Annotated in this window: 21 protein-coding genes, 1 tRNA gene and 3 pseudogenes; 12 read left to right on the top strand and 13 right to left on the bottom strand. The window is 57.5% G+C overall.

Going from position 1 to position 25,471, the window contains the following annotated elements:
• Position 1: 1 nt before the first annotated feature.
• The 3 genes from C1J04_RS10920 to C1J04_RS10910 all read left to right on the top strand — a co-directional run bounded on the left by C1J04_RS10920 (position 2) and on the right by C1J04_RS10910 (position 4,896).
• Positions 2-451 carry a DUF192 domain-containing protein gene (locus tag C1J04_RS10920; protein WP_009824797.1) on the top strand — a complete coding sequence of 150 codons (450 nt, stop codon included), beginning with the start codon at positions 2-4 and terminating at the stop codon, positions 449-451.
• Positions 452-525: 74 nt separating this feature from the next.
• Positions 526-602: transfer RNA gene (locus C1J04_RS10915), tRNA-Pro, on the top strand.
• A 640-nt stretch (positions 603-1,242) separates the two neighbouring features.
• The gene (locus tag C1J04_RS10910) at positions 1,243-4,896 is read left to right on the top strand and encodes a vitamin B12-dependent ribonucleotide reductase (RefSeq protein ID WP_009824796.1); all 3,654 of its coding nucleotides are present in this window, start codon (positions 1,243-1,245) and stop codon (positions 4,894-4,896) included.
• Positions 4,897-5,689: 793 nt separating this feature from the next.
• On the opposite strand, the gene C1J04_RS10905 is transcribed toward C1J04_RS10910, so the two are convergent.
• Genes C1J04_RS10905 through C1J04_RS10890 form a run of 4 tightly spaced genes read right to left on the bottom strand, consistent with a single transcriptional unit; the run spans position 5,690 to position 8,997 of the window.
• Positions 5,690-6,658, bottom strand: coding sequence for a YeeE/YedE thiosulfate transporter family protein (locus C1J04_RS10905; protein WP_009824794.1), 969 nt, complete (start codon positions 6,656-6,658; stop codon positions 5,690-5,692).
• A 21-nt stretch (positions 6,659-6,679) separates the two neighbouring features.
• Positions 6,680-8,137: a dihydrolipoyl dehydrogenase gene (locus C1J04_RS10900; RefSeq protein WP_009824793.1), complete on the bottom strand. Its 1,458-nt coding sequence runs from the start codon at positions 8,135-8,137 to the stop codon at positions 6,680-6,682.
• Positions 8,138-8,160: 23 nt separating this feature from the next.
• Complete coding sequence (gene grxC, locus C1J04_RS10895) at positions 8,161-8,433, bottom strand: glutaredoxin 3 (protein ID WP_009824792.1); 273 nt, start codon at positions 8,431-8,433, stop codon at positions 8,161-8,163.
• Between the two features lie 60 nt (positions 8,434-8,493).
• Positions 8,494-8,997, bottom strand: coding sequence for a YkgB family protein (locus C1J04_RS10890; protein ID WP_037953736.1), 504 nt, complete (start codon positions 8,995-8,997; stop codon positions 8,494-8,496).
• A 135-nt stretch (positions 8,998-9,132) separates the two neighbouring features.
• On the opposite strand from C1J04_RS10890, the gene C1J04_RS10885 reads away from it, so the two are divergent.
• Positions 9,133-9,720 (top strand): TetR/AcrR family transcriptional regulator, encoded by a 588-nt coding sequence (locus C1J04_RS10885; RefSeq protein WP_009824790.1) that lies wholly within the window; start codon positions 9,133-9,135, stop codon positions 9,718-9,720.
• Positions 9,721-9,923: 203 nt separating this feature from the next.
• The gene (locus C1J04_RS10880) at positions 9,924-11,306 is read left to right on the top strand and encodes an IS1182 family transposase (RefSeq protein WP_009824789.1); all 1,383 of its coding nucleotides are present in this window, start codon (positions 9,924-9,926) and stop codon (positions 11,304-11,306) included.
• A gap of 188 nt (positions 11,307-11,494) precedes the next feature.
• On the opposite strand, the gene C1J04_RS10875 is transcribed toward C1J04_RS10880, so the two are convergent.
• The 3 genes from C1J04_RS10875 to C1J04_RS10865 are packed head-to-tail and all read right to left on the bottom strand — an operon-like array spanning position 11,495 to position 13,493.
• On the bottom strand, positions 11,495-12,727 hold the full coding sequence (locus C1J04_RS10875; RefSeq protein WP_114865361.1) for an RNA polymerase sigma factor: 1,233 nt from the start codon (positions 12,725-12,727) through the stop codon (positions 11,495-11,497).
• Between the two features lie 4 nt (positions 12,728-12,731).
• On the bottom strand, positions 12,732-13,091 hold the full coding sequence (locus tag C1J04_RS10870; protein WP_037953732.1) for a YciI family protein: 360 nt from the start codon (positions 13,089-13,091) through the stop codon (positions 12,732-12,734).
• A gap of 9 nt (positions 13,092-13,100) precedes the next feature.
• Positions 13,101-13,493, bottom strand: coding sequence for an MAPEG family protein (locus C1J04_RS10865; RefSeq protein WP_009824786.1), 393 nt, complete (start codon positions 13,491-13,493; stop codon positions 13,101-13,103).
• 536 nt (positions 13,494-14,029) lie between these two features.
• On the opposite strand from C1J04_RS10865, the gene C1J04_RS10860 reads away from it, so the two are divergent.
• From C1J04_RS10860 to C1J04_RS10850, 3 genes and pseudogenes are all read left to right on the top strand, one after another.
• A complete protein-coding gene (locus C1J04_RS10860) occupies positions 14,030-14,371 on the top strand; it encodes a hypothetical protein (protein WP_009824785.1) in 342 nt (113 codons plus the stop codon).
• 48 nt (positions 14,372-14,419) lie between these two features.
• A complete protein-coding gene (locus C1J04_RS10855; RefSeq protein WP_156775789.1) occupies positions 14,420-15,670 on the top strand; it encodes a DUF4135 domain-containing protein in 1,251 nt (416 codons plus the stop codon).
• A 359-nt stretch (positions 15,671-16,029) separates the two neighbouring features.
• A pseudogene (locus tag C1J04_RS10850) lies at positions 16,030-16,245 on the top strand (hypothetical protein); the annotation flags it as partial.
• A gap of 159 nt (positions 16,246-16,404) precedes the next feature.
• Here C1J04_RS10850 and tnpC read toward each other — a convergent pair.
• The 3 genes from tnpC to tnpA form a co-directional block, all read right to left on the bottom strand.
• A complete protein-coding gene (gene tnpC / locus C1J04_RS10845) occupies positions 16,405-17,931 on the bottom strand; it encodes an IS66 family transposase (protein WP_114865409.1) in 1,527 nt (508 codons plus the stop codon).
• Positions 17,932-18,009: 78 nt separating this feature from the next.
• Positions 18,010-18,357, bottom strand: coding sequence for an IS66 family insertion sequence element accessory protein TnpB (tnpB, locus tag C1J04_RS10840; RefSeq protein ID WP_114865360.1), 348 nt, complete (start codon positions 18,355-18,357; stop codon positions 18,010-18,012).
• Positions 18,357-18,749 carry an IS66-like element accessory protein TnpA gene (gene tnpA, locus C1J04_RS10835; RefSeq protein ID WP_114865408.1) on the bottom strand — a complete coding sequence of 131 codons (393 nt, stop codon included), beginning with the start codon at positions 18,747-18,749 and terminating at the stop codon, positions 18,357-18,359. The genes tnpB and tnpA overlap by 1 nt, the downstream gene beginning before the upstream one ends.
• A gap of 87 nt (positions 18,750-18,836) precedes the next feature.
• Here tnpA and istA (C1J04_RS10830) point away from each other — a divergent pair, with 87 nt between their 5' ends.
• The 3 genes from istA (C1J04_RS10830) to C1J04_RS10820 all read left to right on the top strand — a co-directional run bounded on the left by istA (C1J04_RS10830) (position 18,837) and on the right by C1J04_RS10820 (position 21,728).
• Positions 18,837-20,315 (top strand): IS21 family transposase, encoded by a 1,479-nt coding sequence (istA, locus tag C1J04_RS10830; RefSeq protein WP_114865359.1) that lies wholly within the window; start codon positions 18,837-18,839, stop codon positions 20,313-20,315.
• Positions 20,312-21,076: an IS21-like element helper ATPase IstB gene (istB, locus tag C1J04_RS10825; protein ID WP_009824782.1), complete on the top strand. Its 765-nt coding sequence runs from the start codon at positions 20,312-20,314 to the stop codon at positions 21,074-21,076. Before istA (C1J04_RS10830) ends, istB (C1J04_RS10825) begins: the two co-directional genes overlap by 4 nt.
• Before the next feature lie 142 nt (positions 21,077-21,218).
• Positions 21,219-21,728 carry a hypothetical protein gene (locus C1J04_RS10820; protein WP_009824781.1) on the top strand — a complete coding sequence of 170 codons (510 nt, stop codon included), beginning with the start codon at positions 21,219-21,221 and terminating at the stop codon, positions 21,726-21,728.
• A 105-nt stretch (positions 21,729-21,833) separates the two neighbouring features.
• On the opposite strand, the pseudogene istB (C1J04_RS10815) reads toward C1J04_RS10820, so the two are convergent.
• Both istB (C1J04_RS10815) and istA (C1J04_RS10810) read right to left on the bottom strand, forming a co-directional pair.
• Positions 21,834-22,689: pseudogene (gene istB / locus C1J04_RS10815) on the bottom strand (IS21-like element helper ATPase IstB).
• Positions 22,679-24,337, bottom strand: a pseudogene (gene istA, locus C1J04_RS10810) (IS21 family transposase). The pseudogenes istB (C1J04_RS10815) and istA (C1J04_RS10810) overlap by 11 nt, the downstream one beginning before the upstream one ends.
• Before the next feature lie 184 nt (positions 24,338-24,521).
• On the opposite strand from istA (C1J04_RS10810), the gene C1J04_RS19340 reads away from it, so the two are divergent.
• Complete coding sequence (locus C1J04_RS19340) at positions 24,522-24,794, top strand: hypothetical protein (RefSeq protein WP_162797838.1); 273 nt, start codon at positions 24,522-24,524, stop codon at positions 24,792-24,794.
• A gap of 184 nt (positions 24,795-24,978) precedes the next feature.
• On the opposite strand, the gene C1J04_RS10805 is transcribed toward C1J04_RS19340, so the two are convergent.
• Positions 24,979-25,449: an Lrp/AsnC family transcriptional regulator gene (locus C1J04_RS10805; protein WP_005853822.1), complete on the bottom strand. Its 471-nt coding sequence runs from the start codon at positions 25,447-25,449 to the stop codon at positions 24,979-24,981.
• Positions 25,450-25,471: the final 22 nt, after the last annotated feature.

The raw sequence follows: 25,471 nt of genomic DNA, 5'->3' as shown, positions 1-25,471 counted from the left end.
TATGGCCTTTGCCACTCTGGCGATGGCAGGGGCTGCCGCTGCCAAATGCAGTGACACCAGCGTGACGTTGCGCGGCGACTGGGGGCAGGCGCGCTTTAGCGTCGAGATTGCCGATGATGCCGGTGAACGTGCCCAAGGATTGATGCACCGCACCTCACTGGCAGGCAGCGCGGGTATGCTCTTTATCTATGAAGAACCGCAGCCGCTTAGCTTTTGGATGCGCAACACATTGATTCCCCTCGACCTATTGTTCATCGATTCCCACGGTGTGGTGCAGCACATCCACCAAAATGCGATTCCGCTCGACGAATCTCCGCTTGAGGGGGGCAGTGATGCGCTGCTGGCGGTGTTGGAAATCAACGGCGGGTTAAGCGCGCGGATGGGCATCACACCGGGGACAGAGCTGCGCCATCCCGCGTTTGCAGGGCGCAATCCGGCATGGCCCTGTTAGTTCGTCAGAAACTATCATTTTCTGTGAACTTAGGGCTTTTCAATCCGATTGCTTGGGGCTAAGTAGGCCGCAGTCGGGGCGTGGCGCAGCCTGGTAGCGCACCTGTTTTGGGTACAGGGGGTCGGAAGTTCGAATCTTCTCGCCCCGACCACTTTAAGAACCACCACATATAGTGTTCCTGATCTGCTTCATGCAGATCAGAACGCTGTATTTGTGTGCAGTCGTTCTTTTTTGCCACAGAAGCACGCTCTAAATCTGGTGAGATAGCCGGGTTTGCGAACCTATATCTGGTGGCTGCATAAATTTTTATCATCCACAGTTACGCCATGTTTATCCCCAGCCCGCTGTTTGGGATTTTGTGGATAACTCAAGCGATACATGAGCCAGCCGGGCTAAACCTTAGCGTTTATTAACTTTATCCGCGGTGTGAAAAAGCCTCCTCGTGATCCGCTGTCTGTGCATATCATTTCGCTGAATCACCGCGCCGACCGAAGCTTCAAAAAATGCCGATCCGGTCAAGATGCAACTTCCCTTGTTTCGATAATAAAGCCGTTGACCGAATAGGGCTGCATACGTCAGTTTGTGTAAATCGACGGGCGGGCCACTACATCTGGTGATTGATCGGGGTGGCGTGCTGATCGGGTGACATTGGGTTTTGCACTTTTGCGCCGGTTAAACGGCTTGATCCAAGACCAACCTGATGCGGGTGCGGGGGACGATGCACACCGGCGATAGGTTTGGCGGCCCGATCATGCCGCTGGTTGAGAGTTTGAAAATTTGGGGCAGCACTTATGAAAATCGAGAGAAAATTCACGCGATCCGGTCAGGATGCCTACGCAGAACTGGACTTTGTGAGCACAGCCTCCGAAATCCGCAATCCTGACGGGTCGGTGGTCTTTCGCCTCGATAACGTCGAAGTGCCCTCCAGCTGGAGCCAGGTCGCCTCTGATGTGATCGCCCAGAAATATTTCCGCAAGGCAGGCGTCCCGTCCGAGACCAGGAAGGTCAAGGAAAAGGGCGTGCCAGAATTCCTCTGGCGCTCGGTGCCGACCGATGATGCGACCATGGGCGGCGAGACGTCGTCGAAGCAAGTGTTCGACCGTCTGGCGGGCGCTTGGGCCTATTGGGGGTGGAAAGGTGGCTATTTCACCACCGAAGAAGACGCCCAAGCCTATTATGACGAGATGCGCCACATTCTGGCCAGCCAGCGCGGCGCACCCAACAGCCCGCAATGGTTTAACACCGGTCTGCATTGGGCTTACGGCATCGATGGTCCCGCGCAGGGGCATTACTATGTCGATTACAAATCCGGCAAGCTGACGCGGTCGACATCCTCTTACGAGCATCCCCAGCCCCACGCTTGTTTCATCCAGTCTGTCGCTGACGATCTGGTAGGGGACGGCGGCATTATGGACCTGTGGGTCCGCGAGGCGCGTCTGTTCAAATACGGTTCCGGTACCGGCACCAACTTCTCGAGCCTGCGGGCGGCGGGCGAGAAACTGTCGGGCGGGGGGAAATCCTCTGGCTTGATGGGCTTTTTGAAAATCGGTGACCGTGCGGCAGGCGCGATCAAATCGGGTGGCACCACACGGCGCGCGGCCAAGATGGTGATCGTTGATGCGGACCACCCCGATATCGAGGATTTCATCAACTGGAAGGTCATCGAAGAGCAAAAAGTAGCGAGCATCGTCGCTGGCTCGAAGATGCATGAACGCGAGCTGAACAAGCTGTTTGCCGCGATCAAAGCATGGGACGGCGCAGAGGCCGACGCCTATGACCCCGCCAAGAACGACCAGCTGAAGGCCGCGATCCGCAGCGCGAAAAAATGCGCGATCCCAGAGACATACGTCAAGCGCGTGCTGGATTATGCCAAGCAGGGTCATACCTCGATCGAATTCCCGACCTATGACACAGACTGGGATTCCGAAGCCTATTCCTCGGTCTCGGGCCAGAACTCCAACAACTCGATCCGGGTGACCAACGCTTTCCTGCACGCCGTCGAAAAAGACGCCGATTGGGAACTGCTGGACCGCACCACCGGGCGCGTGTCAAAAACCATCCGTGCCCGTGACTTGTGGGAGCAAGTCGGCCACGCCGCATGGGCCTGCGCCGATCCCGGTATCCAGTATCACGACACGGTCAACGACTGGCACACATGCCCCGAAGACGGCGCGATCCGCGGGTCGAACCCTTGTTCCGAATATATGTTCCTGGATGACACGGCCTGTAACCTTGCGTCGATGAACCTGCTGACCTTCCTGCAAGACGGGGAGTTCATGGTCGAAGACTATATGCACGCCTCGCGTCTGTGGACCGTCACGCTCGAAATCTCGGTGATGATGGCGCAGTTCCCGTCCAAGGAAATCGCGCAGCGGTCCTATGATTTCCGCACGCTGGGTCTGGGCTATGCCAACATCGGCGGTCTGCTGATGAACATGGGCTTTAGCTACGACAGCGACGAGGGCCGTGCGCTTTGCGGGGCGCTGACCGCGATCATGACAGGCGTTTCCTATGCCACCTCCGCCGAGATGGCGGGCGAGCTGGGGGCCTTCCCCGGCCACGCCAAGAACGCCGACCATATGCTGCGCGTTATCCGCAACCACCGCAATGCGGCCCACGGCAACACCGATGGCTACGAGGCGCTATCGGTCAAGCCCGTGCCGCTGGATCACGCAAACTGCCCGCAAGCCAACCTGATCGACATCGCCACCGCGACCTGGGACGAAGCCCTGCGGCTTGGCGAAAAGCACGGGTACCGCAACGCGCAAACCTCTGTGATTGCGCCGACGGGCACCATCGGTCTGGTGATGGATTGCGACACCACCGGGATCGAGCCTGACTTTGCGCTTGTGAAATTCAAGAAGCTCGCGGGCGGTGGCTATTTCAAGATCATCAACCAGTCGGTACCCGCGGCGCTTGAAAAGCTTGGCTACGGCTCGGCCCAGATCGAAGAAATCGTCGGCTATGCCGTCGGTCACGGCACCATCGGCAACGCGCCTGCGATCAACCACACCACGCTGGTCGGCCACGGTTTTGGCCCCAACGAGCTGGCCAAGATCGACGCGGCGCTGGCGCAGGCCTTCGACATCCGCTTTGTCTTCAACCAATGGACATTGGGCGAGGAGTTCTGCACCCAAGTACTTGGCATCCCTGCCGAAAAGCTGAACGACCCGACGTTTGACCTGCTGAAATCCCTGGGCTTTTCCAAGAAAGACATCGAGGCGGCCAACGACCATGTTTGCGGTACGATGACGCTGGAAGGCGCGCCGCACCTCAAGCCCGAACACTACGGCATCTTCGACTGCGCCAACCCCTGCGGCAAGAAGGGCAAACGCTATCTGTCCGTCAACAGCCACATCTACATGATGGCGGCGGCGCAAAGCTTCATCTCTGGCGCGATCTCGAAGACGATCAACATGCCGAATGACGCCACCATCGAGGATTGCCAGAACGCATACGAGCTGTCGTGGTCGCTTGGCGTCAAAGCCAACGCGTTGTACCGCGACGGATCAAAACTGTCGCAGCCTCTGGCTTCTGCGCTGGTCGAGGATGATGACGAGGCCGCCGAAACGCTGGAAAGCGGCACCACTCACGAGAAAGCCACCGTGCTGGCTGAAAAGATCGTCGAGAAGGTCATCGTCAAAGAGATCATCAAATCGCACCGCGAAAAGATGCCTCAGCGCCGCAAGGGGTATACCCAAAAGGCCAATGTCGGCGGGCATAAGGTCTATTTGCGCACCGGTGAATACGAAGATGGCTCCTTGGGCGAGATCTTTATCGACATGCACAAGGAAGGCGCGGGCTTCCGTGCGATGATGAACAACTTTGCCATCGCCGTGTCCGTGGGGCTGCAATACGGCGTCCCGCTGGAGGAATTCGTCGACGCTTTCACCTTCACCAAGTTCGAACCCGCTGGCATGGTGCAGGGCAACGACAGCATCAAGAACGCGACCTCGATCCTTGACTATGTGTTCCGCGAGCTCGCCGTGTCCTATCTGGACCGTACCGATCTGGCGCATGTGCAACCCGAAGGGGCCAGCTTTGACAGCCTCGGCCGCGGCGATCAGGAAAGCGTCGCCAATGTGGCGGAAATCTCCGAAACCGCCGCCAACCGCTCGCTCGAGGTGCTCAAGCAGATCAGCTCCACCGGGTATCTGCGCAACCGTCTGCCGCAGGATCTGGTGCTGCTGCAAGGCGGGCAGGGGCAGGGCGACACGCAGACGCTTGACCGTGTGATGCCGCAGGCAGGCCAAGCCTCGGTCGCGGCCAGCATGGGGTCGACCACAGCGGTGTCCAGCGGCGCGGTCAGCATGGACGCCCGTACCAAGGCAAAGATGCAGGGCTACGAGGGCGAAGCCTGCGGGGAATGCGGCAACTACACGCTGGTCCGCAACGGCACCTGCATGAAGTGCAACACCTGCGGCGGAACGTCCGGCTGCAGCTAAGACAAACGCCCCGGCCTTTGTGAAAAGCCAAGCATATGAAGCCCATTTCGAGTGTTTTGGCGGCCATTTACAGGGTGATTAACGCCCAGCTCGCGTAAGTTGTTGATTATATTGACGCGGGCTGGGGCCAGATCCTTTATTAAGTTTGATGGTCTAGTTCAGCAATAACGGAGAAGAAACGAGGCAACTATCGGACGTGAGCTACCAAAAGGCATGACGTTACATCTCATTACGGTGTCAAATTGCTAGCAGTTTCGGAATGAGAAAGGAGATAGTTTCTTTTCTCATTCCATCGAACAGGGGGCCGGTGCGCTAGCCCCTAACGATGGCCAAGCCGCAGGCATAAAACAAACGAGCGGTGAACGATGAGCTTGGCTATGCGAAACTTAGGGTGCCCTCTGGGCATCCTTTTTTCGGTGCATGTTTAAAAAGAGTTAGTTATATTCGCATACTGAGCTCTTTTCTTGATAAATCTTTGGTCGGTATCTGCGCGAGCTGAAGGGATTTTAGTTTAGTTCATTAGCTATAGAACGTGTCTTAGTGATTGGGCTGCCTTTGGTCATTGATGGTCTTAAAACGATCACGGCCCAATCCGGACATTGATCCAACCACGCGTCGCAGCGCCTCAGTTTCCCCGAAGCGGTCATTGGATCAGTTGTGCAGCATTTTGGCCCGTTCGATGTCGGCAATGCGGACTTTCCAGACTTTCGCCGCAGCTGCGCCAATGGCGGCTTTGGATGAACGCGCAAGGTCACAAACGGTCGTTATCGCCGGTGACAGAAACACTTGCGTTTTATGTAGAAAGCCTTCGACGCTCAGCGAGGAACAACAAACAAAGCGTTACTGTCATAGCGAGGTACGCTGCTACGGCGTGGGGTGCGAGCGACGGAAGGCCATGCACGAGCAGTGTTCCGTTGCCACCAGGAATGACTGCTGCAGCCGCCCCCATCACGGCGCCTCCGGCAAAACATCTTGCCGCAGATACCGGACTGGGTCGCCGTAGCTGGAAGTCGTGGTACCTGATGGCCGCAACAACTCCTCCCGCAGTGACGGTCATGGCACAGATCAAAACGGGCCAACCGTTCGCTGTAAGCGTCGGATCGACCAGTCGTGCGGCGCGGTTGGACAGGACGCTCATATAGGTCCAGTTCCCGGCCAGGGCATAGAGAAGCCCACCGCTGATCCCTACGATCAGCATGGAGCGATACGGCCCTATGCGGGTGGAGGCTGGGTCACGAAGGCCCCTGATCCATCGGGGAACACGACGATAGAGCGCCAGCAACAGCGAGATGGCCAACACAGCCACGAACGCGCCCCCAAAGTTTGAGGGCTCTTCAAGGGGCGAAGGGACCGGCGCTGTGACGTTGGCTTGCCAAAGACCAGATGACGTCATTGCAGTGGCACCGATAACCATGCCCAGCACGCTGAAGCCAAAGACCAGATTGCCGCCTGTCAGATGCGCCAAGGTCCCAAGAACGCAAGCATTGTTCAGGCGCGCGCCAAGGCCGAAGATGGCCCCCGCGACGGCGACGGACACCGTGACGGGATATCCCGCTGAAAGCGTCACATCCGCCGGAGCCAGCCAATGCAGTGGAACAACCACGGCACCCGCTCCGGCGGCGGCGACGCCGAAGGCGCGGAAACGTGCGCTGCGCCGGTCGACAATCAACGCCCGCGTCGCCAGAACGGCGCAGATGCTGCCACGCCGGATGGCATAGCCAACGAGGAACGACAGCCCCAAGAGTAAGGGGATCAGGATCAAGGTGCCGTTCCTCGCTGTCGCTTACCCGCCCGGTCCGCAGTCGATGCAGCGCAGTGGCGGGTTCGGACCGAATTCCAGCTCGGCGGCCAGATTGCGCAGCGCGGTGCGCAGGCCCTCTTCCAGAACCGGGTGGTAGAACGGACGTTGCAGGGTCTCGATCACGGTCAGTCGGCTTTCGATGGTCCAGGCAAGCAAATGCCCGATGTGTTCGGCTGCAGGACCGATCATTTCGGCACCCAGCAGGATCCCCGTTTCGCGCTCTGCATAGACGCGCAGCAATCCCTTGTCCTTTCCGATCACGCGCGCGCGCCCCTGGTCTTCGAACGAAACCTCGCCATAGGCAAAGTCGATCCCAGCCTTCGTGAGATCACCTTGTCCACGCCCAGCGATGGCAATCTGTGGATCGGAAAAGACGACACCCAAACCAGTGCGCCGGGCGCGGCGATAGACCTCTGGATAGCGCGCGGCGTTTTCGCCTGCGATGCGGCCTTCATCTGCTGCCTCGTGCAGCAACGGCAACTCGATGGCAGCGTCGCCGGTCACGAAGATCGAGGACAACCCGTCCCCCGCCGTGTCGGCGCGCATCGACATGTGATCGTGACGCGGTGCGCCCCGTTCATCCAGGATCAGTGAGGTGTTTTCGACGCCGATGGTGTCCAGGTTGGGACGGCGACCAGTGGCCGCCAGCAGGACATCGAAGCGTTCCTCTCCCGTGTCAGCAGCATTGCCCTTGTCGGTCCAGCGTACAACGACCTTGTCGCCATCACGGGAAATCTGCGTGTCCGCATTAAAATGCGCGGCAAACTCGGACTTGAACGTGTCCCTTGCATAGGCCACGAGGTCGGGATCACTCAGGGGGCCGACGGAGTTGCCAAGGCCAAACAGGTGCACGCGCACGCCAAGCCGTGACAGCGCCTGACCCAGTTCTAACCCGATGACACCCGCGCCAAAGACGGCTGCCGAACGCGGCAGATCCTGCCAGTCAAAAACATCGTCATTGACGATCAACCGGTCGCCTGCCGTTTTGAACGGGGGCGGCACGATGGGGCGAGACCCTGTGGCGATGATGACAGTGCGCGCCGTCAGACGGCTGCCATCGGCAAGCTCCAACGTGGTGTCGTCGATGAAGCGCGCGTGTTGCCGGATCAAATGGCGATCCTCAAAACTGTCCACGGCATCATTGACGAAGCCGACAAACCGGTCGCGTTCGCGGCGCACGCGGTCCATCACGGCCACACCGTCGATCGTGACCTCACCGGTGGACACGCCAAATTTGTCCGTATGGCGGGCTTCATGTGCTGCATCTGCGGCAGCGATCAGCAACTTAGAAGGCATGCAGCCAACACGTGCGCAGGTCGTCCCGAGCGGACCACCGTCAATCAAGGCCACGCGGTCGGTGTGTTTCACAACCTCGCGGTAGGCGGCCATCCCGGAAGTCCCTGCGCCCAGGATGGCGACATCAACATCATACTGGGTCATTGCTTTGTCCTTCTTCTTTTAGGTCAGGCAGGTTCCCCAAGGCCCAACAGCGGGTCAAGGTTGCCAGCCGCATTGAGTGCCACAAGATCACTGTTTCCGCCCACATGGAACTCCCCGATGAAGATTTGCGGGACCGTTCTGCGCCCGCCGCTGCGGGCGATCATTTCAGCGCGCAGCAAGGGGTCGGTCGAAACTTCATAATTTTCAAAGATGATCCCCTTGGATTTCAGTAAGGCTTTGGCGGCCTTGCAGTGTGGGCAATAGTCTTTGGTGTAGAGGGTAACTTTGGCGGTCATGGTTTTTCTCCTTTAGCGTACGGAATGCCCGCGCCTCGACGGCGCGGGCAAGTGTGCAGCTCAGTTGTTTCTGGCGATCCGCTTGAGGGCGTCACCCGTCAGGAAAAGCGCACCTGCCAACAAAACGATGTCCTTGAGCAGGAACTGACCCGGGACGACGGACAGGGCCGGAAAGCCACCAAGGCTCGGCTCGGTCACGGGTGCCGTGAACAAAAAGCTGGCGGTGACAAGGAAGGTCGCAAGCGCACCGAGCGCGCCAAGCAGGGCTGCCTTGGGGAATTTCGCACCGATGACGATCAGCGCGGCGGTTGCGATTTCTGCGGTGCCGATCAGGTTGGACGCGCCTTGCAGGCTGAACACGCTGTAAAGCCAGTTCGTCAATGGGCTGGAGGCGACCAGCCCCTCAATGGCACCCGCTTCGTAGGCGGTGAATTTCATCGCACCGATCCAGCCCAATACGATGGCGGTGGAAAAGCGCAGCGTGTGCACGCCAGCGAATGTTACATTATCGGCAAAGGTTGAAAGATCCGTGGCCGGGGTTGCTTTGTCGGTTGCGTATGTCACGTGCGTCTCCTTCTTGACCAATCGGTCTTAAATTTGGTATAGCTGTGCGGCGTCAGTGCCGATGACCCAGACCTAAGAGATAAAGACCGATCGGTCAATAATTAGAATGTCACAGCTTCGCGAGGAACATTTCACATGCAGCAACCCGGTCGCCCCAGGGAATTTGACCCCGACGAAGTACTCTCGAAGATCATGCAGCTTTTCTGGGAGAATGGGTACGAGGGGACAGGTCTGAGCGATATCATCGCGGCCACAGGCATGGGCAAGGCGAGCCTCTATTCCGCATTTGGCAACAAACAAGAGATGTATCTCAAGGCGCTGGCGCGGTACGAGGCGCTTATGGTCGATTCAGCCGTTGCAATCCTGCGCGCTGGTGATCGCCCCCCGTTGGAACGCATCAACGCGTTCCTGTCCGCCCCGATCACAGCCGTGCGTGACAATGCCGACAGGCGTGGCTGTTTTCTGTGCAATGCCGCAGCAGACCGCGCGTCCTTGGACCCAAAGACCGGTGCGGTTGTTCTGCGCGGCTACGCCAAGATGCGGTCAGCAATCACTGAGGCGTTGAACGCCGACAGGCCGGACCAAGACGACGACGCAACCGCGCAGCACGCGCAGCTTGTTCTCACGGTATACTCTGGCCTACGCGTCATGGCCCGGTCGGGCATGAAGAACGAAGACCTTGAAATGGCCAAGATCGCCGTTCTGGAGAATCTGACTGGTTAGACGGACTGCTGCAAAATGCCACGTGCCACAAACCCTTGGCAAATCTCCGCTTAATTTTGACACGTTTTTGGCTGCGTCTCGAAAACTGGACGTTCGTGCAAAGCGCAGCATCCGGCACTATGGGCTGATTCCGTTGAAAAACTCTTGGTTGATCGGGTTGCGAGCGCCTGATTCAATTCTCTCAGCGAGCGGGAGGATTTGCGATGATGGGACCGAGGCAGGAAGCGCAAGCTTCGCTATTCTACGAGTTCTCGCTGGAAGGTCACGTTCCTCAAGATCACCTGCTGCGGTCGATTGATCGTTTCGTTGATCTCAGCACCATCCGCGCACATCTGGCGGATTTCTACAACCACACGGGTCGGCCGTCGGTCGATCCTGAACTGCTGATCCGGATGCTGTTGGTTGGGTATTGCTTCGGCATCCGGTCAGAACGGCGGCTCTGTGAAGAGGTGCATTTGAACCTGGCTTACCGGTGGTTCTGTCGTCTCGATCTGACAGATCGCATCCCGGACCATTCTACTTTCTCCAAGAACAGGCACGGACGCTTCCGCGAGAGCGACTTGTTGCGCCATGTTTTTGAGACGACTGTCGCGCGTTGCATGTCGGAAGGGTTGGTTGGAGGACAGGGCTTTGCGGTCGATGCCAGTCTGATTGTCGTGGATGTCCAGAAGCAGAACTCCAGCAATCCCGAGGACTGGGCGGCGCGCGATGTTGACCCTACTGATGCGCCACGCGCGGTGCGCGAGTATCTGGATGTATTGGATGACGAAGCCTTTGGGGCCGCCAGCGAGGTGAAGCCGAAGTTCACAGCCCACGTCGACCCTGCGAGCCAATGGACGGCAGCCCGGAAAGGCCCTGCGTTCTTTGCCTATTCGGACAATTACCTGATCGACACAGATCACGGGATCATTGTCGATGTTGAAGCGAGCAGGTCCGTCAAAACAGCTGAAGTGGGCGCATCACGCCGCATGATCGACCGGACCAGCGAATGCTTCGGGCTGAAGCCGAACTGGGTTGCGGCTGACACCGCCTACGGCTCTGAAGAGAACCTCGCCTGGCTCGCGTTGGATCGACAAATCCTGCCGTTCATCCCTGTCTTTGACAAATCGAAACGCCAGGATGGAACGTGGTCGCGGTCCGACTTCACCTGGGATCCCGACAATGACAGGTATCTTTGTCCCGAAGGCAAAGAGTTGAAGCGCACTCGGCAATACCACAAGGACCCACGCAACAAGCAGCCGCGAACAGGCCGCCGCAAATACCGCGCCAGCAAGATGGTTTGCAGCATCTGCCCTGCAAAGGAGAGGTGCTGTCCGAAGGTCGATGCACGTTCCGTCACCCGCGAGCGGTTCGAGGAGGTCCGGGAGTTTGCCCGCCAATGCACGGCCTCGGAGTTCAATCCAAAGGCTCAGGCGCGCCGCAAGAAAGTCGAGATGCTCTTCGCCCACCTCAAACGCATTCTCGGTCTGGGACGGCTCCGATTACGAGGGCCCTGTGGCGTTCAGGATGAATTCACTCTCGCCGCCACCGCCCAAAACCTCCGAAAAATGGCCAAACTCAAGCCCATGATACCAGCCAAAGGATGAGGAGCCATCAAGTCTCGCGCATCCAAAAGAAATCAAAGCGATAGCTTGAGACAAAGCTCCAAAGTCAGTGAGTTTTTCAACGGAATGGGCTCGAAGCCGGCATTCGCTGCAACCTCCCTGAATGACCGAACAGAAGCGCGCTTCTGGTGACGTCCCGTCTCTATTGCCGCATCGGGTTGCCTCTGCAGTCAACGGATCTCGTTCAGGCGCCTCCTGAGAAACAGGGCGTCGGCGTCCGTTGTCGCTCTTTCGATGGCTTGAGCGTAAGCCTCTCGCGCAGCGTCGACGTTCCCGGATCTGGCAAGCAGGTCTGCCCGGGCGGCGTGCCAGGGCTGGTAGTCCGACAACGCCTCTTTGAGGTCTTCTATCAATGACAGCCCACGTGTCAGGTCACCGGCACGCGCGATCGCAACGGCCCCGTTCAAACCCACGACCGGTGTGGGCTCGAACCGCCACAAAGCTGCGTAGAGTGCCGCGATCTGCGGCCAATCCGGTCCGGGATGCGACATGTGACAATCTGCAATGGCCGCCTTGATCTGGAACGGCCCCGGAGCGCGCCGGCGCACAGCTGTTTCCAGAACATGCCGACCTTCGGCTATCTTGTCAGCATCCCATAACCCGCGATCCTGTTCATCAGGAGGCAAGCTTGCTCCGTCGGGTGACACCCTCGCGAAACGACGCGCCCCAATCAGCAAGATCATTGCCAGCGCCCCTTCAATCTCTGGATCATCAGGGCGGAGTTGATTGATCAGACGCGCCAAAAACTCTGCCTCGTGGCACAGATCGCGCGTCTCATCGAGACGGTTGACGTAGCCCGTTGTGAAAATCAGGTAGACCGCCGTCAAAACCGCATTCAGGCGCTCCGCCCATTGATCGGGACCGGGGATGGCGAACGGAATACCGGTCGCCGCAATCTTGGCCTTGGCACGGGACAGGCGCTGACCCATAGTGGTGTCCGCGTCAACGAACGCCCGTGCGATCTCGACTGTTGTCAAGCCGCATACCGTTCGCAGTGTGAGGGCAACGCGCGACTTTGGCTCAAGCGCGGGGTGGCAACAGGCGAAGATCAGGCGCAGGCGTTCATCTGGGATGAAGTCTTGGTCAGGCATCAGGTCGTCGTTGGACAGTAGGGCCAATGCCTCTGTTACCCGCGTATGGCGCGACGTCTTCCGCAACCTGTCTATCGCCTTTCGCTGCGCAACCTTCAACAACCAGCCTGCAGGCGAGGCAGGCGGACCGTTTCGCCCCCAATGGGTCAGGGCCGAAACGGCGGCCTCCTGCAGGACATCTTCGGCAAGGGTGATGTCGCGCAGGCTTGCCGAAAGAATGGCCACAAGCCTGCTTCGATCCGTCTGGATGGTGCGGTCAAGCAAGGCCGCCGCCGCCATGGCATGGGCCGGTCCGGGAATGGCCTGCGGCATCCGTTCAGCCCGCCGGGTTATAGTCCATGAGGGGGCGGACTTCGATGGTGCCGAAATCGGCCGACGGGATCAACGCAGCATAGGTCAATGCGGCGTCGAGGTCGGGCGCCTCGATGACGTAATAGCCCCCGAGATATTCGCGCGTTTCGGCAAAGGGGCCATCCATCGTCTCCACCTTGCCGGCCTTTCGACGCAGCGAAGTGGCTGTTTCGACACCCTGCAAAGCTTCACCAGAGATCAGAACGCCGTCCGACTTCATTCGTTCGTTGGCGGCGAAATACCCCTTCATGAACTGGTCAAATTCGGGCGTGCCGAACTTGGGCTGTTGTGCGGGATCATTGTAGATCAAAAGCATGTACTTCATTATGAACTCTCAGAATGCAAGGGCTTGAAGGGCGATGCCGACCATGGCGATCAAGGCGGCGGTGATGTTGGTTCCATTGCCGATATAGCGAAGCGGATGACCGGCGTTGTCAATGGCGAGCCCGAAGGGGTGGGCGATGCGACCCAGGATCAGCAATGCACCGGCGGCATGCAGCCACAGTGGCGCGACGCCCGCCCCTTCGGCCAGGATCATAAGGATAAGCAAAAAGCTGCACCACTCGGCGCAGTTTCCATGCTGACGGATGCGTTGCAGCAGAAGCGCATTGCCGCCTTCGCCAGTTGATATGCCGGTTTTGCCACGGAGCGCTGACACGCGCATAAAGAGGACAAGGTAGATGACGGCAGCGGCCAACGCGTAGAGCGGGGTGATCGTGAAGACCATGGAAGGTCCTTTCTTTTAGGGTTTCGATACCCTTAGGACGCTCGGGCCGGGTGGATTTCGACATGCGCTTCAAATTTTCTGTTCAATCGCGGACAAAGCTCGGCGGTTTTCGACGGTGATCTCGATAAAAGGAGACGCTTAACGGATTTGTCTCGAAGGTCGGCTATGGGCTCTAAGCGGACATGCGGCGGTGCGGCGTCGGCAAGTCCTTGGTCGACCTTGGCTCGACGCCGCTTCCGGCTCTTACCGGACCTTCATGCCACACGCGGCGAAGGACCGGTTTGAGCCCAATGTGTGAAGTGCTGAATTGTGTATGAAAGTCCGTTTTTGTTTTTCTCGTCACTCAACCACGGAAAAATTCCGAAAATGGCTGGGAGATTTGAGAATATCTTCCGAGGGGCTGTCATTGTCCTCTCACGAACTATCGTTTGTTAGGGGTAAACTTGACAGCACCTTAGCCAAACTGTTGAGTACAGTTGACCCGAAAGGGTGTTTGAGGTCGTTTTTTTCATATTGCTATAGAGAAAGGTATTGTCGTGGCTACAGATTGGACCAAAGCTGAACTGAACGGAATCGTTGAGAGAATTTTCATGCGGGCAATAGTTGATAGAGATTACCGAAATCAATGCCTTAAAGATGCAAAAACAATGATCGAGCAAGTCGCTGAAAAGCCCCTGCCCACAGGGGGAGCAATACCAGTTTTCGTAGAGACTTTCGAAGCAAAGGTAGGCTACCACGTAATCGAGTTGCCTGATTTTTGTGACGACGGTGCAGCGCCAGATCAGGATGCCGTATTAGAGGCGTTGGAATCATACGGGAAAAGCACGGATGGCCCAGTGCAACCGTGTTTGGGGACACCACTAACTGTCGCGTTGTAAGTGCAAGGTGCGGGTTGTTGATAAGTCTGCCAACTGTTGGAGCCATGTGTGATCCCCGAATGGCTTGCGAATGCAGAACTAACTAAGGTTCTTGAACCTATCAGAAACATTTTGTCATCAGTCAGGCAAAGCGATGTAAGTTTCGATGACCTGTGCAGCAGTTCACCTTATCATGACTGGCTGCGTGATACTATGTGCACCCGTCTGGCGACATTCATCCGCAAGGCTGACGCTGATATCCGTGTTGCATTGAAACTTAGCCCTGAAGTTCAGGTAAGTTTCATCAAGCGGCTTTCCGATTTTCATAACTCTCTCTCTCATACATTCGAATTTGAGATTGGAGGGCAACGCATGGTCTATAAGCCGCGCAGCAATGATAGCCAGGAGCTTTTTTCAGGCTTGTTGGGGATTTTTGAGTGTTGCGCAGGCAAGGTGGTTTCTCCAGGTACAGTTGCCATCGGGGATGATTTTTCGATTGAACATAAAGCTGTGTCTCTAATTTCAGTTCATAGTGAGGAGCGGCACTACCAACTTGGACTGCTTGCCGGGTTGCTTTACTTAGTGAGGGGGTACGATTTGCATTATGAGAACGTCATCTTCACCCAAAACGAGTTGGTATTTGTTGATGCCGAATGCCTTTTAGCACCGTGGGGAAGCGGAGAATGGTATTTGCGCGATACTGGGGCCTTTATGGGGCTGAGTGACCAACACAATGATTTTTGGTTGAAACCTCCGAGCGTTCTCCACATACCAAATTTTATACCAATCCAGCATACAAGCGATAGACGGGAGAAGGAACCAGCACTGCTCGGCTCAACCGATTGCCTTGATGCCTTTTCTGATGGGATTTCAACCGTTGTTTCATCCTTAACTAAACAGAAATTGACAACAATTCTGGAATTGATTTCAAACTTTCGGAATGCCCGTCTTAGGTTCGTGTTTCGCGATACTGTTGCCTATGCTCAGCTTTTGCAGAGAGCCGTCCTTACAAACTTCGGAAATAGCTCAACAGAGGTTTTCAGTTATTTTCTGAAGACCCTTGGCGACAATGAATTGGGGCTACGGGAGATAGAGGCGAGCTCACTCATCGGGTACGACATACCAATATTTCATCACCGCCCAACTGAGAGAGGCATCCTCCAGTCTGGAGACTCCAAAAAGTACCACTTTCCGAATACATCTTTTGACTTGGTGAAAAAACACTTAAACGTCACGTTGAACTCCGGTTCGGACCAGTTGATTGCAGAGGTCCGTGCTTTGACTGTGAAACACTCTTCGTTGCAAAATGCCCCAATTTGAGTAGGCAGGTACCAGCAAACGAAAGAATGGGGTGACGTACCAAATGCGCCGGGAGGTGGCTTGGTAGCTCTTTGTCTCCGTCATTTAGGCAACTATCGGCTACGCTTATAGCAGTTCTCAGCTACATGATATTCGTCGGATGGCTAACAGCAGACATTGGCGCAAGCGCAGCGAATTCACACTTTGTCCGCATTGCAGACCCTGGTGAAGATCGCAGCGAATGACCGGTATCCGCCCGATAAGTATATGGCTACTCAGTTCTAACTTTCCGTTCCGAGATTAAGACAGTAACAATACTAGTCCATACAGCTTACGCGAATATCATGGCGCTGCGGTTCGGTGTATGACACCTTTCGGGTATGATCGAATACCAAACCCTCGCTGACGACCATACCGACCTCTTGCGGTCACCGCTGCTACAGGCAGCAGTTCTGACCATGCAATATACGCAGGAACACGGATCGATAGGGATCACCAAAAACAAGGCGTTCAAGCGTACCTTCGTTCAATGGGCTGTACAGAATTTTGACTGGCCAGGAGAAGGTGCGGATGAGGTGTTCCGTTATCATAAGGTGTGAACGGCGGAGCAATACTCGGCCACGGTAGCGACGGCATAGTGTTGTCGCGGGCGGCGTAAAAGTCGTCCACTTTTGCCCTTTCGGATTTCGGGAGGGCTTGGGGATATACACCGTGGACTTGTATTTGAAGGGTATCCGTCCGGTTGAGGCGCGGTTTCAGGCGATTTCGGCCTGCCAATTCCATGGCATGAGTTCGTCGATGCGATTGATCTTGTGATCGGGTAGACGCTGGAGCACCCATGTAAGCCAGGCTTGGGGATCGACGTTGTTCAGCTTGCAGGTTTCCATGAGTGTGTAGGCGATCGCAGCCGCGTTTCCGCCACCGACGGAGCCCATGAACAGATAGTTTTTTCTGCCCAATGCAACAGGGCGCATTGTCCGCTCACAAGTGTTGTTGTCCAGCTCGAGGCGCCCGTCGCTGAGATAGCCACGGGCCTTTGGCATACGGTTCAGCGCATAGCGGATGGCTTCGGCGAGTTTTGTTTTTCCAGATATTTTGCGCAGCTGCGCCTGCAGCCAAAGCTCTAATTCGTCGAAGACGGGCTTAGCCTTCGCCTGCCGCAGGGCCATGCGCTCTTCCGGGGGTTTTCCCCGTGCCTCCGTCTCGACAGCGTAAAGCTGCGCGATCTGTTTGATCGCATGCTGTGCAATGGGAGAGCCGGTGCGCTCGACCTCGTCGACAAATTTGCGGCGCACATGGACCATGCAGGCCTGTTCGTCAGCCTTGCCTTCGCCAAACAGGCCATTGAAGCCGGCAAAGCCATCGGCATGGACGGTGCCGGTATAGCCCGAAAGATGATTGGCGGGGTGCTCCCCCTTCCGGTCGACGCTGAACTGATACCAGGCGCAGGGGGGTGCCACCCCGCACCACGGGCGTTCGTCCCGGACATAACTCCAGAACCGGGCAGTTTTGGTCTTCGTGGTGTTGGCGCGCACCTGTAGTTTGACAGGGGTGTCGTCTGCAAACAAGGCTGGCCCCGCCCGAACCAGTTTGCCGATGTGCTCGGCCAGAGGTGCCAGCAGGGCCGTCGTGCGCCCGACCCAGTCGCTCAGCGTGGAGCGATGCAAATCGACCCCTTCGCGGGCGTAGATTTTGGATTGCCGTTCAAGCGGCAGGTGGTCGCAATATTTGCCGACCAGCATGTGCGACACGAGGCCGGGACCGGGCCGGCCGCGTTCGATTAGGCGGGAGGGCAGCGGAGCTTGGGTGAAGGCTTCGCAGCAAGTGCAGGCCATGCGGGGGCGGATGAACCGCCGCACCACGAAGTGACCGGGGATGTAATCCAGTTCTTCGGTCACGTCCTCACCCACCTGGCGCAGGGTGCCGCCGCATCCAGCGCATGCATCACTAGGTGACAGGACCTCATCTTCCCGATCAAGGTGATCTGGCAGCGGCTTGCGGCTGTGCTGGCGCTTGTTGGTTGGGACATCTTCATCGCCGAGCGACTGCTTGGTGTGTTGATCTTCTGCAGCCTGCGCGATCTCGCCGTCTTCCGGCAGGTCGAGAGCAAGTTGATCCATGCCCTCTGCCTTCGAACCGAAGCGCGCCTTACGATGGCCGTGAAGTTCGGCCTTCAACTTCTCGATTTGGTAAGCTTGTGACTGGATATGTTGGAGCATTTGCGCGCTGACAGAGCGCAGCTCGTCGGGGTCTTCGGGTAGGGATTTGAAGGCGTCCAGCATGGCGAAATCCATACCAGATCGCCCCATAGGAGGGAACGCAAAACAGCGTCAGAATCCATGTTTTATTGGGGTTCGCCCCTATCCCGTGACCAGCGGTCGCCAGGTTTTTTGTGGGGTCCGCCAGTCGATCCCTTCGAGCAGCATCGACAGCTGAGATGGGCTCAAACTGATCTTGCCTTCCTTGGCCGCGGGCCAGACAAACCGGCCCCGTTCCAGCCGTTTTGTAAACAGGCAGGCCCCCTGGCTATCCCACCAGATGATCTTCAAAAGATCGCCCCGGCGGCCCCTGAAGACGAACATGTGGCCGGAATACGGATCCTCGGCCAGAACCTGTTCAGCTTGGGCTGCCAGCGTATTGAACCCTCGCCGCATGTCCGTGACGCCCGCAGCCAGCCATACCCGCGTGTTGCTCGGCACCGGGATCATTAAGCCAGTCCCTCGACCATCGCCACGATCGCTGACAGGGCAGTCGGACCCTCAACCAATATCCGCCGACCATCCGACAACGTAATATCCACACGCTGCGCAGTGACGGAACTTGACGAAGGGATGGGCGAAATCGTTGCCGTTGAGGCGGGGGCAATGCCCGTGATCTCGATTGGAAGAAACGTTGCATCCTCAGGCCTCGACAAATCCAAAGCCTGCTCCCCTGATGCAAAACGAGGATCGCGAAGCCATTTATGGATCAGGTTGGTGTTCATGGCGTAGCGCCGAGCAACCTGCGCAACCGAGACACCGGGAACCCGCGCCTGCGCGCAGATCGAAAGCTTCTCATCGTCTGACCAGACCCGCTTCTTCTGACCCTTCTTGCCCGCCATCGCCCACCTCAAGATGTCCACTATCAATGGTGGACATCTAGCAGGCACTCTATCCCGCCGTCAGAGCGGGGACACCGGACGGATACTTTGAAGGTGCGTCACGCTCATTTCCAGGATGGATTGAGCGGGCGTCAGATTGCCCGGGATTTTGGGATCAGCCGGGACAGTGTTGCGAAGATGTTGGCCTATTCGGAACCGCCGGGATATCGGCGGACAGCGCCGATCAGGCGCCCGAAGCTGGATGCGTTCACCAGCCAGATGGACCAATGGCTTGCTGAAGACAGGAGCCGCCCTCGCAAGCAGCGTCACACCGCCAAGCGTATTTTCGAGCGGTTGCGGGACGAGTGCGGTTTTGATGGCAGCTACACCATCGTCAAGGATTACGTTCGAGACCGTAAGCGGACCGGCAAGGAGATGTTCGTGCCGCTGAGCCATCCGCCCGGTCATGCACAGGCCGATTTTGGTGAAGCGCTTGTCGTGATCGGCGGCGTCGAGCAGAAGGCACACTTCTTTGCCCTCGATCTGCCGCACAGCGACGCATGCTACATCCGGGCCTATCCTGCGGCCAATACCGAGGCGTGGCTTGACGGCCATGTCCATGCCTTTGCGTTCTTCGGCGCGGTTCCCCAGTCGGTTCTTTATGACAATGACCGCTGCCTGGTAGCCCGGATTCTGCCGGATGGCTCCCGGCAAAGAACCCAGCGGTTCAGCGCGATGTTGTCGCATTACGTGATTCGGGACCGCTATGGCCGTCCCGGCAAGGGCAATGACAAAGGGGCCGTGGAGGGGCTGGTCGGCTACGGACGTCGCAACTTCATGGTGCCGATCCCGTCCTTTCCGGACTGGCACGCGTTCAACGCTCACCTGGAAGAGCAGTGCCGCAAGCGCCAGGGTGATGTTCTGCGTGGCCACAAGGTCAGCATCAGGGAACGGCTGAAGGCCGATCTCGCGGCGATGCGGGATTTGCCCGGCACCCCCTTTGAGGCTTGTGAGTTGCAAAGTGGCCAGGTCACATCGACATCGGTGGTGCGTTATCGCGGCAATGATTACTCGGTGCCGGTTGCCTACGGCCACCGTGCGGTCTGGATCAAGGGCTTCGTGACCCGGGTTGTTATCGGCTGCGGCGCCGAGGTGATCGCTGAGCATTCGCGCTCCTATGACACCGGCGACATGGTGTTTGATCCACTGCATTACCTGGCGCTGATCGAACGCAAGATCATGTCCTTCGATCAGGCCGCGCCTCTGCAGGGCTGGGAGTTGCCCGAAGCGTTCAAAACCCTGCGCCGACTGCTGGAAGCCCGGCAGGGAAAGGCCGGCAAGCGCGAGTATGTGCAGGTCCTGCGCCTTCTGGAGCGCTTCGAGATTGACGTGCTGCATCTTGCCGTCAAAGATGCCCTGCGAATGGGAGCGGTCAGCTTCGATGCAATCAAGCACCTGATCTTGTGCAGGGTCGAGCAAAGGCCTCCGAGGCTGGATCTGGATGTCTATCCCTTCCTGCCCAGAACCAACATCACCACCACCTCCGCCGCATCCTACATGAGCCTGCTGGCAGGAGGTGGGGCATGACGGATGCACCCGAACTGCTGCTGGCCCACCATCTCAAAACGCTTCGGCTGCCCACGTTCTTGCGTGAACATGACAAGCAGGCCCGTATCTGCGCCGCTGAAGGCGTAGATCACGTGCGTTACCTGGCCCGGCTGACCGAGCTGGAACTGATCGACCGGGAACGGCGCATGGTGGAACGCCGGATCAAGGCCGCAAAGTTCCCGACCATCAAAAGCCTGGACAGCTTCGACTTCAAGGCGATCCCGTCGCTCAACAAGATGATGGTGCTGGAGCTGGCGCGCTGCGAATGGATCGAACGCAAGGAGAATGTGATCGCGCTCGGTCCCTCCGGCACCGGCAAGACCCATGTCGCCCTCGGGCTGGGACTGGCTGCCTGCCAGAAAGGATTGCCTGTCGCCTTCGTGACCGCCGCAGCCCTCGTGCACGAGATGATGGAGGCCCGCGACGAAAAACGCCTCCTGCAACTCCAGCGCAAACTCGCCAAGGTCAAACTGCTGATCATCGACGAGCTGGGATTCGTCCCCTTGAGCAAAACCGGCGCCGAGCTTCTGTTCGAGCTGATCTCACAGCGCTACGAGCGAGGGTCGACCCTGATCACAAGCAACCTGCCCTTCGAGGAGTGGACCGAAACCTTCAGCACCGAACGCCTGACCGGCGCGCTGCTGGACCGGCTGACACACCACGTCAACATCCTCGAGATGAACGGCGAAAGCTACCGCCTCAATCAAAGCCGCGCCCGCCTCGCCGCCGCTAACAAATGAACCTCACAGAATTGGCCTGACGGCCAATGCGCCTTGGACCGGGCTTGCTATATGAGGGCCGCACGCTCCAAGGCGCTCGCCCCAAACTGGCCGACTTTTGCTCCGCCACAATGGCCGAATTTTACTCCGCCGTTGACATAAGGTGATCAACGAAGCTGACTACGCGCCGCTCGAAGTGCTGCACTTCCTGCTGATTGAATTACGCCTTGGTCGCCACTTCAAAGACGAGTTCCGGCTCACCAAGCGTGGGAAAGAGTTGGCCCAATCGCCCGGGCGCTTATTTGTCGAATTGATCCCGTATTTTGTACACGAGGTCGATCACACCTCTTATGCGCGCTTTGATGACCAACCCTTCGGGAATTGGGATGTCTGGATGAATGTGATCAACGTGGAGGCCGATCACGGCATCAGCGACGTTGCCTTATACCAAAAGTTCTATGGTGAACCAGAGAGTGACCGCAATGCTGCCAGGCGGGACATATACGCCTTTAAGGCTTGCGTTTTACGACCGCTTGAATGGGCCGGGCTTCTGATGTCGACCCAAGACCAAGGCTCGGAAATGCGCGCTGTCCACGTGTATAAAAGCCCGCTCTGGCGCAGCGTTTTGAAGTTAGACACTGACGATATGCTTCAATCGGTACACCTCCAGTGAGGCCTCTTCACCTTCTGTAAGCAGGGCAGGGGTGTTGATTGCCACCGAGAACTGACCCGGCATTTTCACCGAGACTTGACCCACCCAGTTGTTATGTTCTTTGCTTTATGATGGCGTCAATGCCGCTTTCTCCTTTCGTTTTTGTTTGGCTGTCGTCGAGCTGGCCTTGAACCGATAGCTGTCGTTGCCGGTCTCGAGAATGTGGCAACGATGTGTGAGGCGGTCGAGGAGCGCGGTGGTCATCTTTGCATCACCGAACACGCTGGCCCATTCACTAAAGCTCAGGTTGGTTGTGATAACGACGCTGGTGCGCTCGTAGAGTTTACTCAGAAGGTGGAACAGCAACGCGCCACCCGAAGCGCTGAACGGCAGATATCCGAGCTCATCGAGGATCACCAAATCGGCTTTCACCAGCACCTCGGCGATCTTTCCTGCCTTGCCTTGGGCCTTTTCCTGCTCCAACGCATTGACCAACTCGACCGTGGAGAAGAAGCGCACACGCTTGCGATGATGCTCGATTGCTTGAATGCCGAGGGCGGTAGCGACATGTGATTTTCCCGTTCCAGGGCCCCCGACCAGCACTACATTCTCAGCCGCCTCCATGAACTCGCATCGGTGAAGTTGGCGGACCAAAGCTTCACGGACTTCGCTGGCACCAAAGTCGAAGCCAGAGCTGTCTTTGTATGCCGGAAAGCGTGCTGCCTTCATGTGGTAGGCCCCTCTCATGCATGTAAACATGCACTGCCGGGCAGTGGATGGAGCGCACCTCACGTTCAGCTATTTCGGCCTTAAGCAGCTGCGACAACATGGGGATCGCTGCATCGAAAGTGGGCGATCCCTGCTCATGCAGGTCCTGCACGGCCTGAGCCATGCGTCGTGCTGAAAGCACGCCTTTGGCGTGATGCATCTTCAGGCTGCGCATCATGATGACGATGGCAGCACCGGCGGGATCATGACGCATGACGTGTTCCTTCCGTGGTGCGTAGCCCGTCATATCGTGCGACATTGGCCTCGGGCTCCTTATTCAAAGAAAGGGCCGCAGGCGGGGTCACATCAGGCTGGTCTATCGGTGCGCCATCCACCAGCCTGTGAAGTAGGTTCAATACATGGGTTTTTGTTGGCACGCCCGCCTCCAGCGCCATTTCCACCGCGCAAAGCACGGCCTGTTCGTCATGGTGGAGCACCAAGGACAGGACGTCGACCATCCATTGACCGGCAGTCGATACGAAGTATCGATGAGAGGGACGCGGTCACCACCTGGCCTACGCAACATATGATCCTGCAGCTTCCGGAACCCTTCTGGCATCTCAACGAAGGGCGCCCCGTTGCGCAGCGCGCCGGGTTTGCGTTGAACCACCGCCAGATAATGGTGCCAGTCATAAATAACGCGCCCTGGCTGACGGTGTGAGCGTTCAATAATGCGCTCATGCGTGCAGACCACGTAGCCTTCGGCGACGTCGCGCCGAAGGCGTGCTTCCAGCACGACGACCAGCCGTTCAGGATAGATACGGAGACTGACAGGGCGGTTCGCAAAGCTGGCAGGCACTGAGTAGCGATTACGGTCGAATGCTATCAGACAAGTGGGGGACACCCGCTTGCTCTGCTCGACAAAGCCGCCAAACATTTTGGACAGTGGCATCAGCGCGGCCTTCTCGGCGTCCCAGACATCCGCAATGTTGCCAGGCAATCTGCCATGCGGTGCCTCGGTCCACAGAAGCTTGCAGCGCTCCTCCAGCCATTCATTCAGCGCATTGAGGTTCGGAAAAGGCGGGCATGAGTTGCCAAAGCCGTCGTGCTGCAGGCACGCCTTTGGCGTGATGGCGGGCGTCGCGCACACTCTTCTCAACCTGACCTTTCTCCCACCCTGCCGCAGGATTGCAGAACTCAGGGTCAAAGACATAATGGCTGGTCATCGCAAGGAACCGTGCGTTTACATCGCGCTTCTTGCCGACACCAATCCGGTCAACGGCTGTCTTCATGTTGTCATAGACGCCACGCCCCGGAACACCCTCAAACACCCGAAAGCCATGCCAGTGGGCATCGAACAGCATCTCATGCGTTTGCAGCAGATAGGCCCGCACCAGAAATGCGCGGCTGTGGGACAGCTTGATATGGGCGACCTGAAGCTTGAGACGCTCGCCCCCGACATAGGCCCAGTCCTCGCTCCAATCGAATTGGAACGCCTCGCCCGGCTGAAAGACCAACGGCACGAAAACACCCCGGTCAGTCGTATGTTGAGCACGCTGTCGTTCGCCCTTCCAGTTCCGCACGAAGGCCGCGACACGCTCATATGAGCCATCAAAGCCGAGCTGAACCAGATCCGCATGCATCCACTGGCTGACAGTGCATTGCCAAAGGCAATGTCACGAGAGGCTGCTTGGCCGTTCCTTCCGTGATTTACGCTGCTCAGACAGCAACCAGCCTGTCAGCTTCTCAGCATAAGGGTCCAACTTGCTCGGTCGGTCCAAAATTTGGAACACGGGCTCAACTATCCCTGTCCGCAGATACTTCTTGATCGTGTTGCGAGACACCCCTGTCCGGCGCGCAATCTCGCGGATGGGCATCTTGTCTCGCAGAGCCCATTTCCGAATAATCCTCAGAAATCCCATGTCTAACACTCCAATAGCTCCCAGCTGATTCAAGCAGGGGCAAGGTTGCACATGGGTCAATTCTCAATGACAATTTCTACAGTTGCCGGGTCAGTTCTCGGTGACAATCAACACGCCATGCGTAATCTTATCGACCGAGATAGTGTGACACGTTTAAAGAAGCGCTATCGAAAGTTATCTTCGATTGAAGGCTACTGGGGTGGGGATCCAAATCGACTACGAACCAACTTACAAGCGAGAGGGGTTTTTCCAGTTTGGAATCCTGCGGATGCAAACGCGTAATTCTACAGGATCGCAGATATCTAAACCCCAAACTTTAAACGATTTAGCCGCCCGCTGGGGCGGTTTTTTTGTTCAACACTGTTTTTCAGTGGGCGATAATTGGTTTGCAAAAGTACACTTAAACCGCCGTTTTTGGTTATGGGTCGAAAAAGACTTTTTACAAATAAGGCCTTAACTTCTTGCTATGGGCTTCAATTGGTTGGCGTTTCACTTGCGGTCGGGGCTTTCTACATGGGGCAGGTGCGCTTGCCCCTGACGCTGGCCTTGCCGCAGGCATAAAACAAACGAGCGGTGAACGATGAGCAAGGTTAGGCGAAACTCAGGGTGCCCCATCGGGCACCCTTTCTTCGTTTGGGAGGCTACATCGGAATGCTCGTATTCCGCTTGATCTCGCGCAGTACCACGTTGGTTTGGGCGCTTTCGACGGCGGGGAGGCGGAACAGGAAATCTTCGAGAAAGCGGTTATAGGCGGCGATGTCGCGGCAAAGGACGCGCATTTGGTAGTCGGCCTGTCCGGTGGTGGCATAGCATTCCAGCACCTCGGCGCGGTGCGCGATGGCTTTGATGAACTCTGCCAGCTTTTCCTGATTGTGACGCGCAAGCTGCACCTGCACCAACGCCTGAAAGCTGTTGCCCGCCTTGGTCGGGGACACATCCGCGCGGTAGCGTTCGATTACGCCGGCGTCCTCGAACGCTTTCACCCGTCGCCAGCAGGCGGAGGCGGACATGCCGGCCCGCTCTGCCAGGTCGGCGTTCGAGATGCGGCAGTCGCGCTGCAACAGCTCCAGTATCTTGCGGTCGCGGTCGTCAAAGCGCATTTGGTCAGACATTTCATCAATCCCCTATCTGCTG

Source organism: Sulfitobacter sp. SK025 (genome assembly GCF_003352105.1).
Taxonomy (GTDB): Bacteria; Pseudomonadota; Alphaproteobacteria; order Rhodobacterales; family Rhodobacteraceae; genus Sulfitobacter; species Sulfitobacter pontiacus.
Note: the sequence above shows the minus strand (reverse complement) of the source record. Positions and strands in the feature narration are given on the sequence as shown.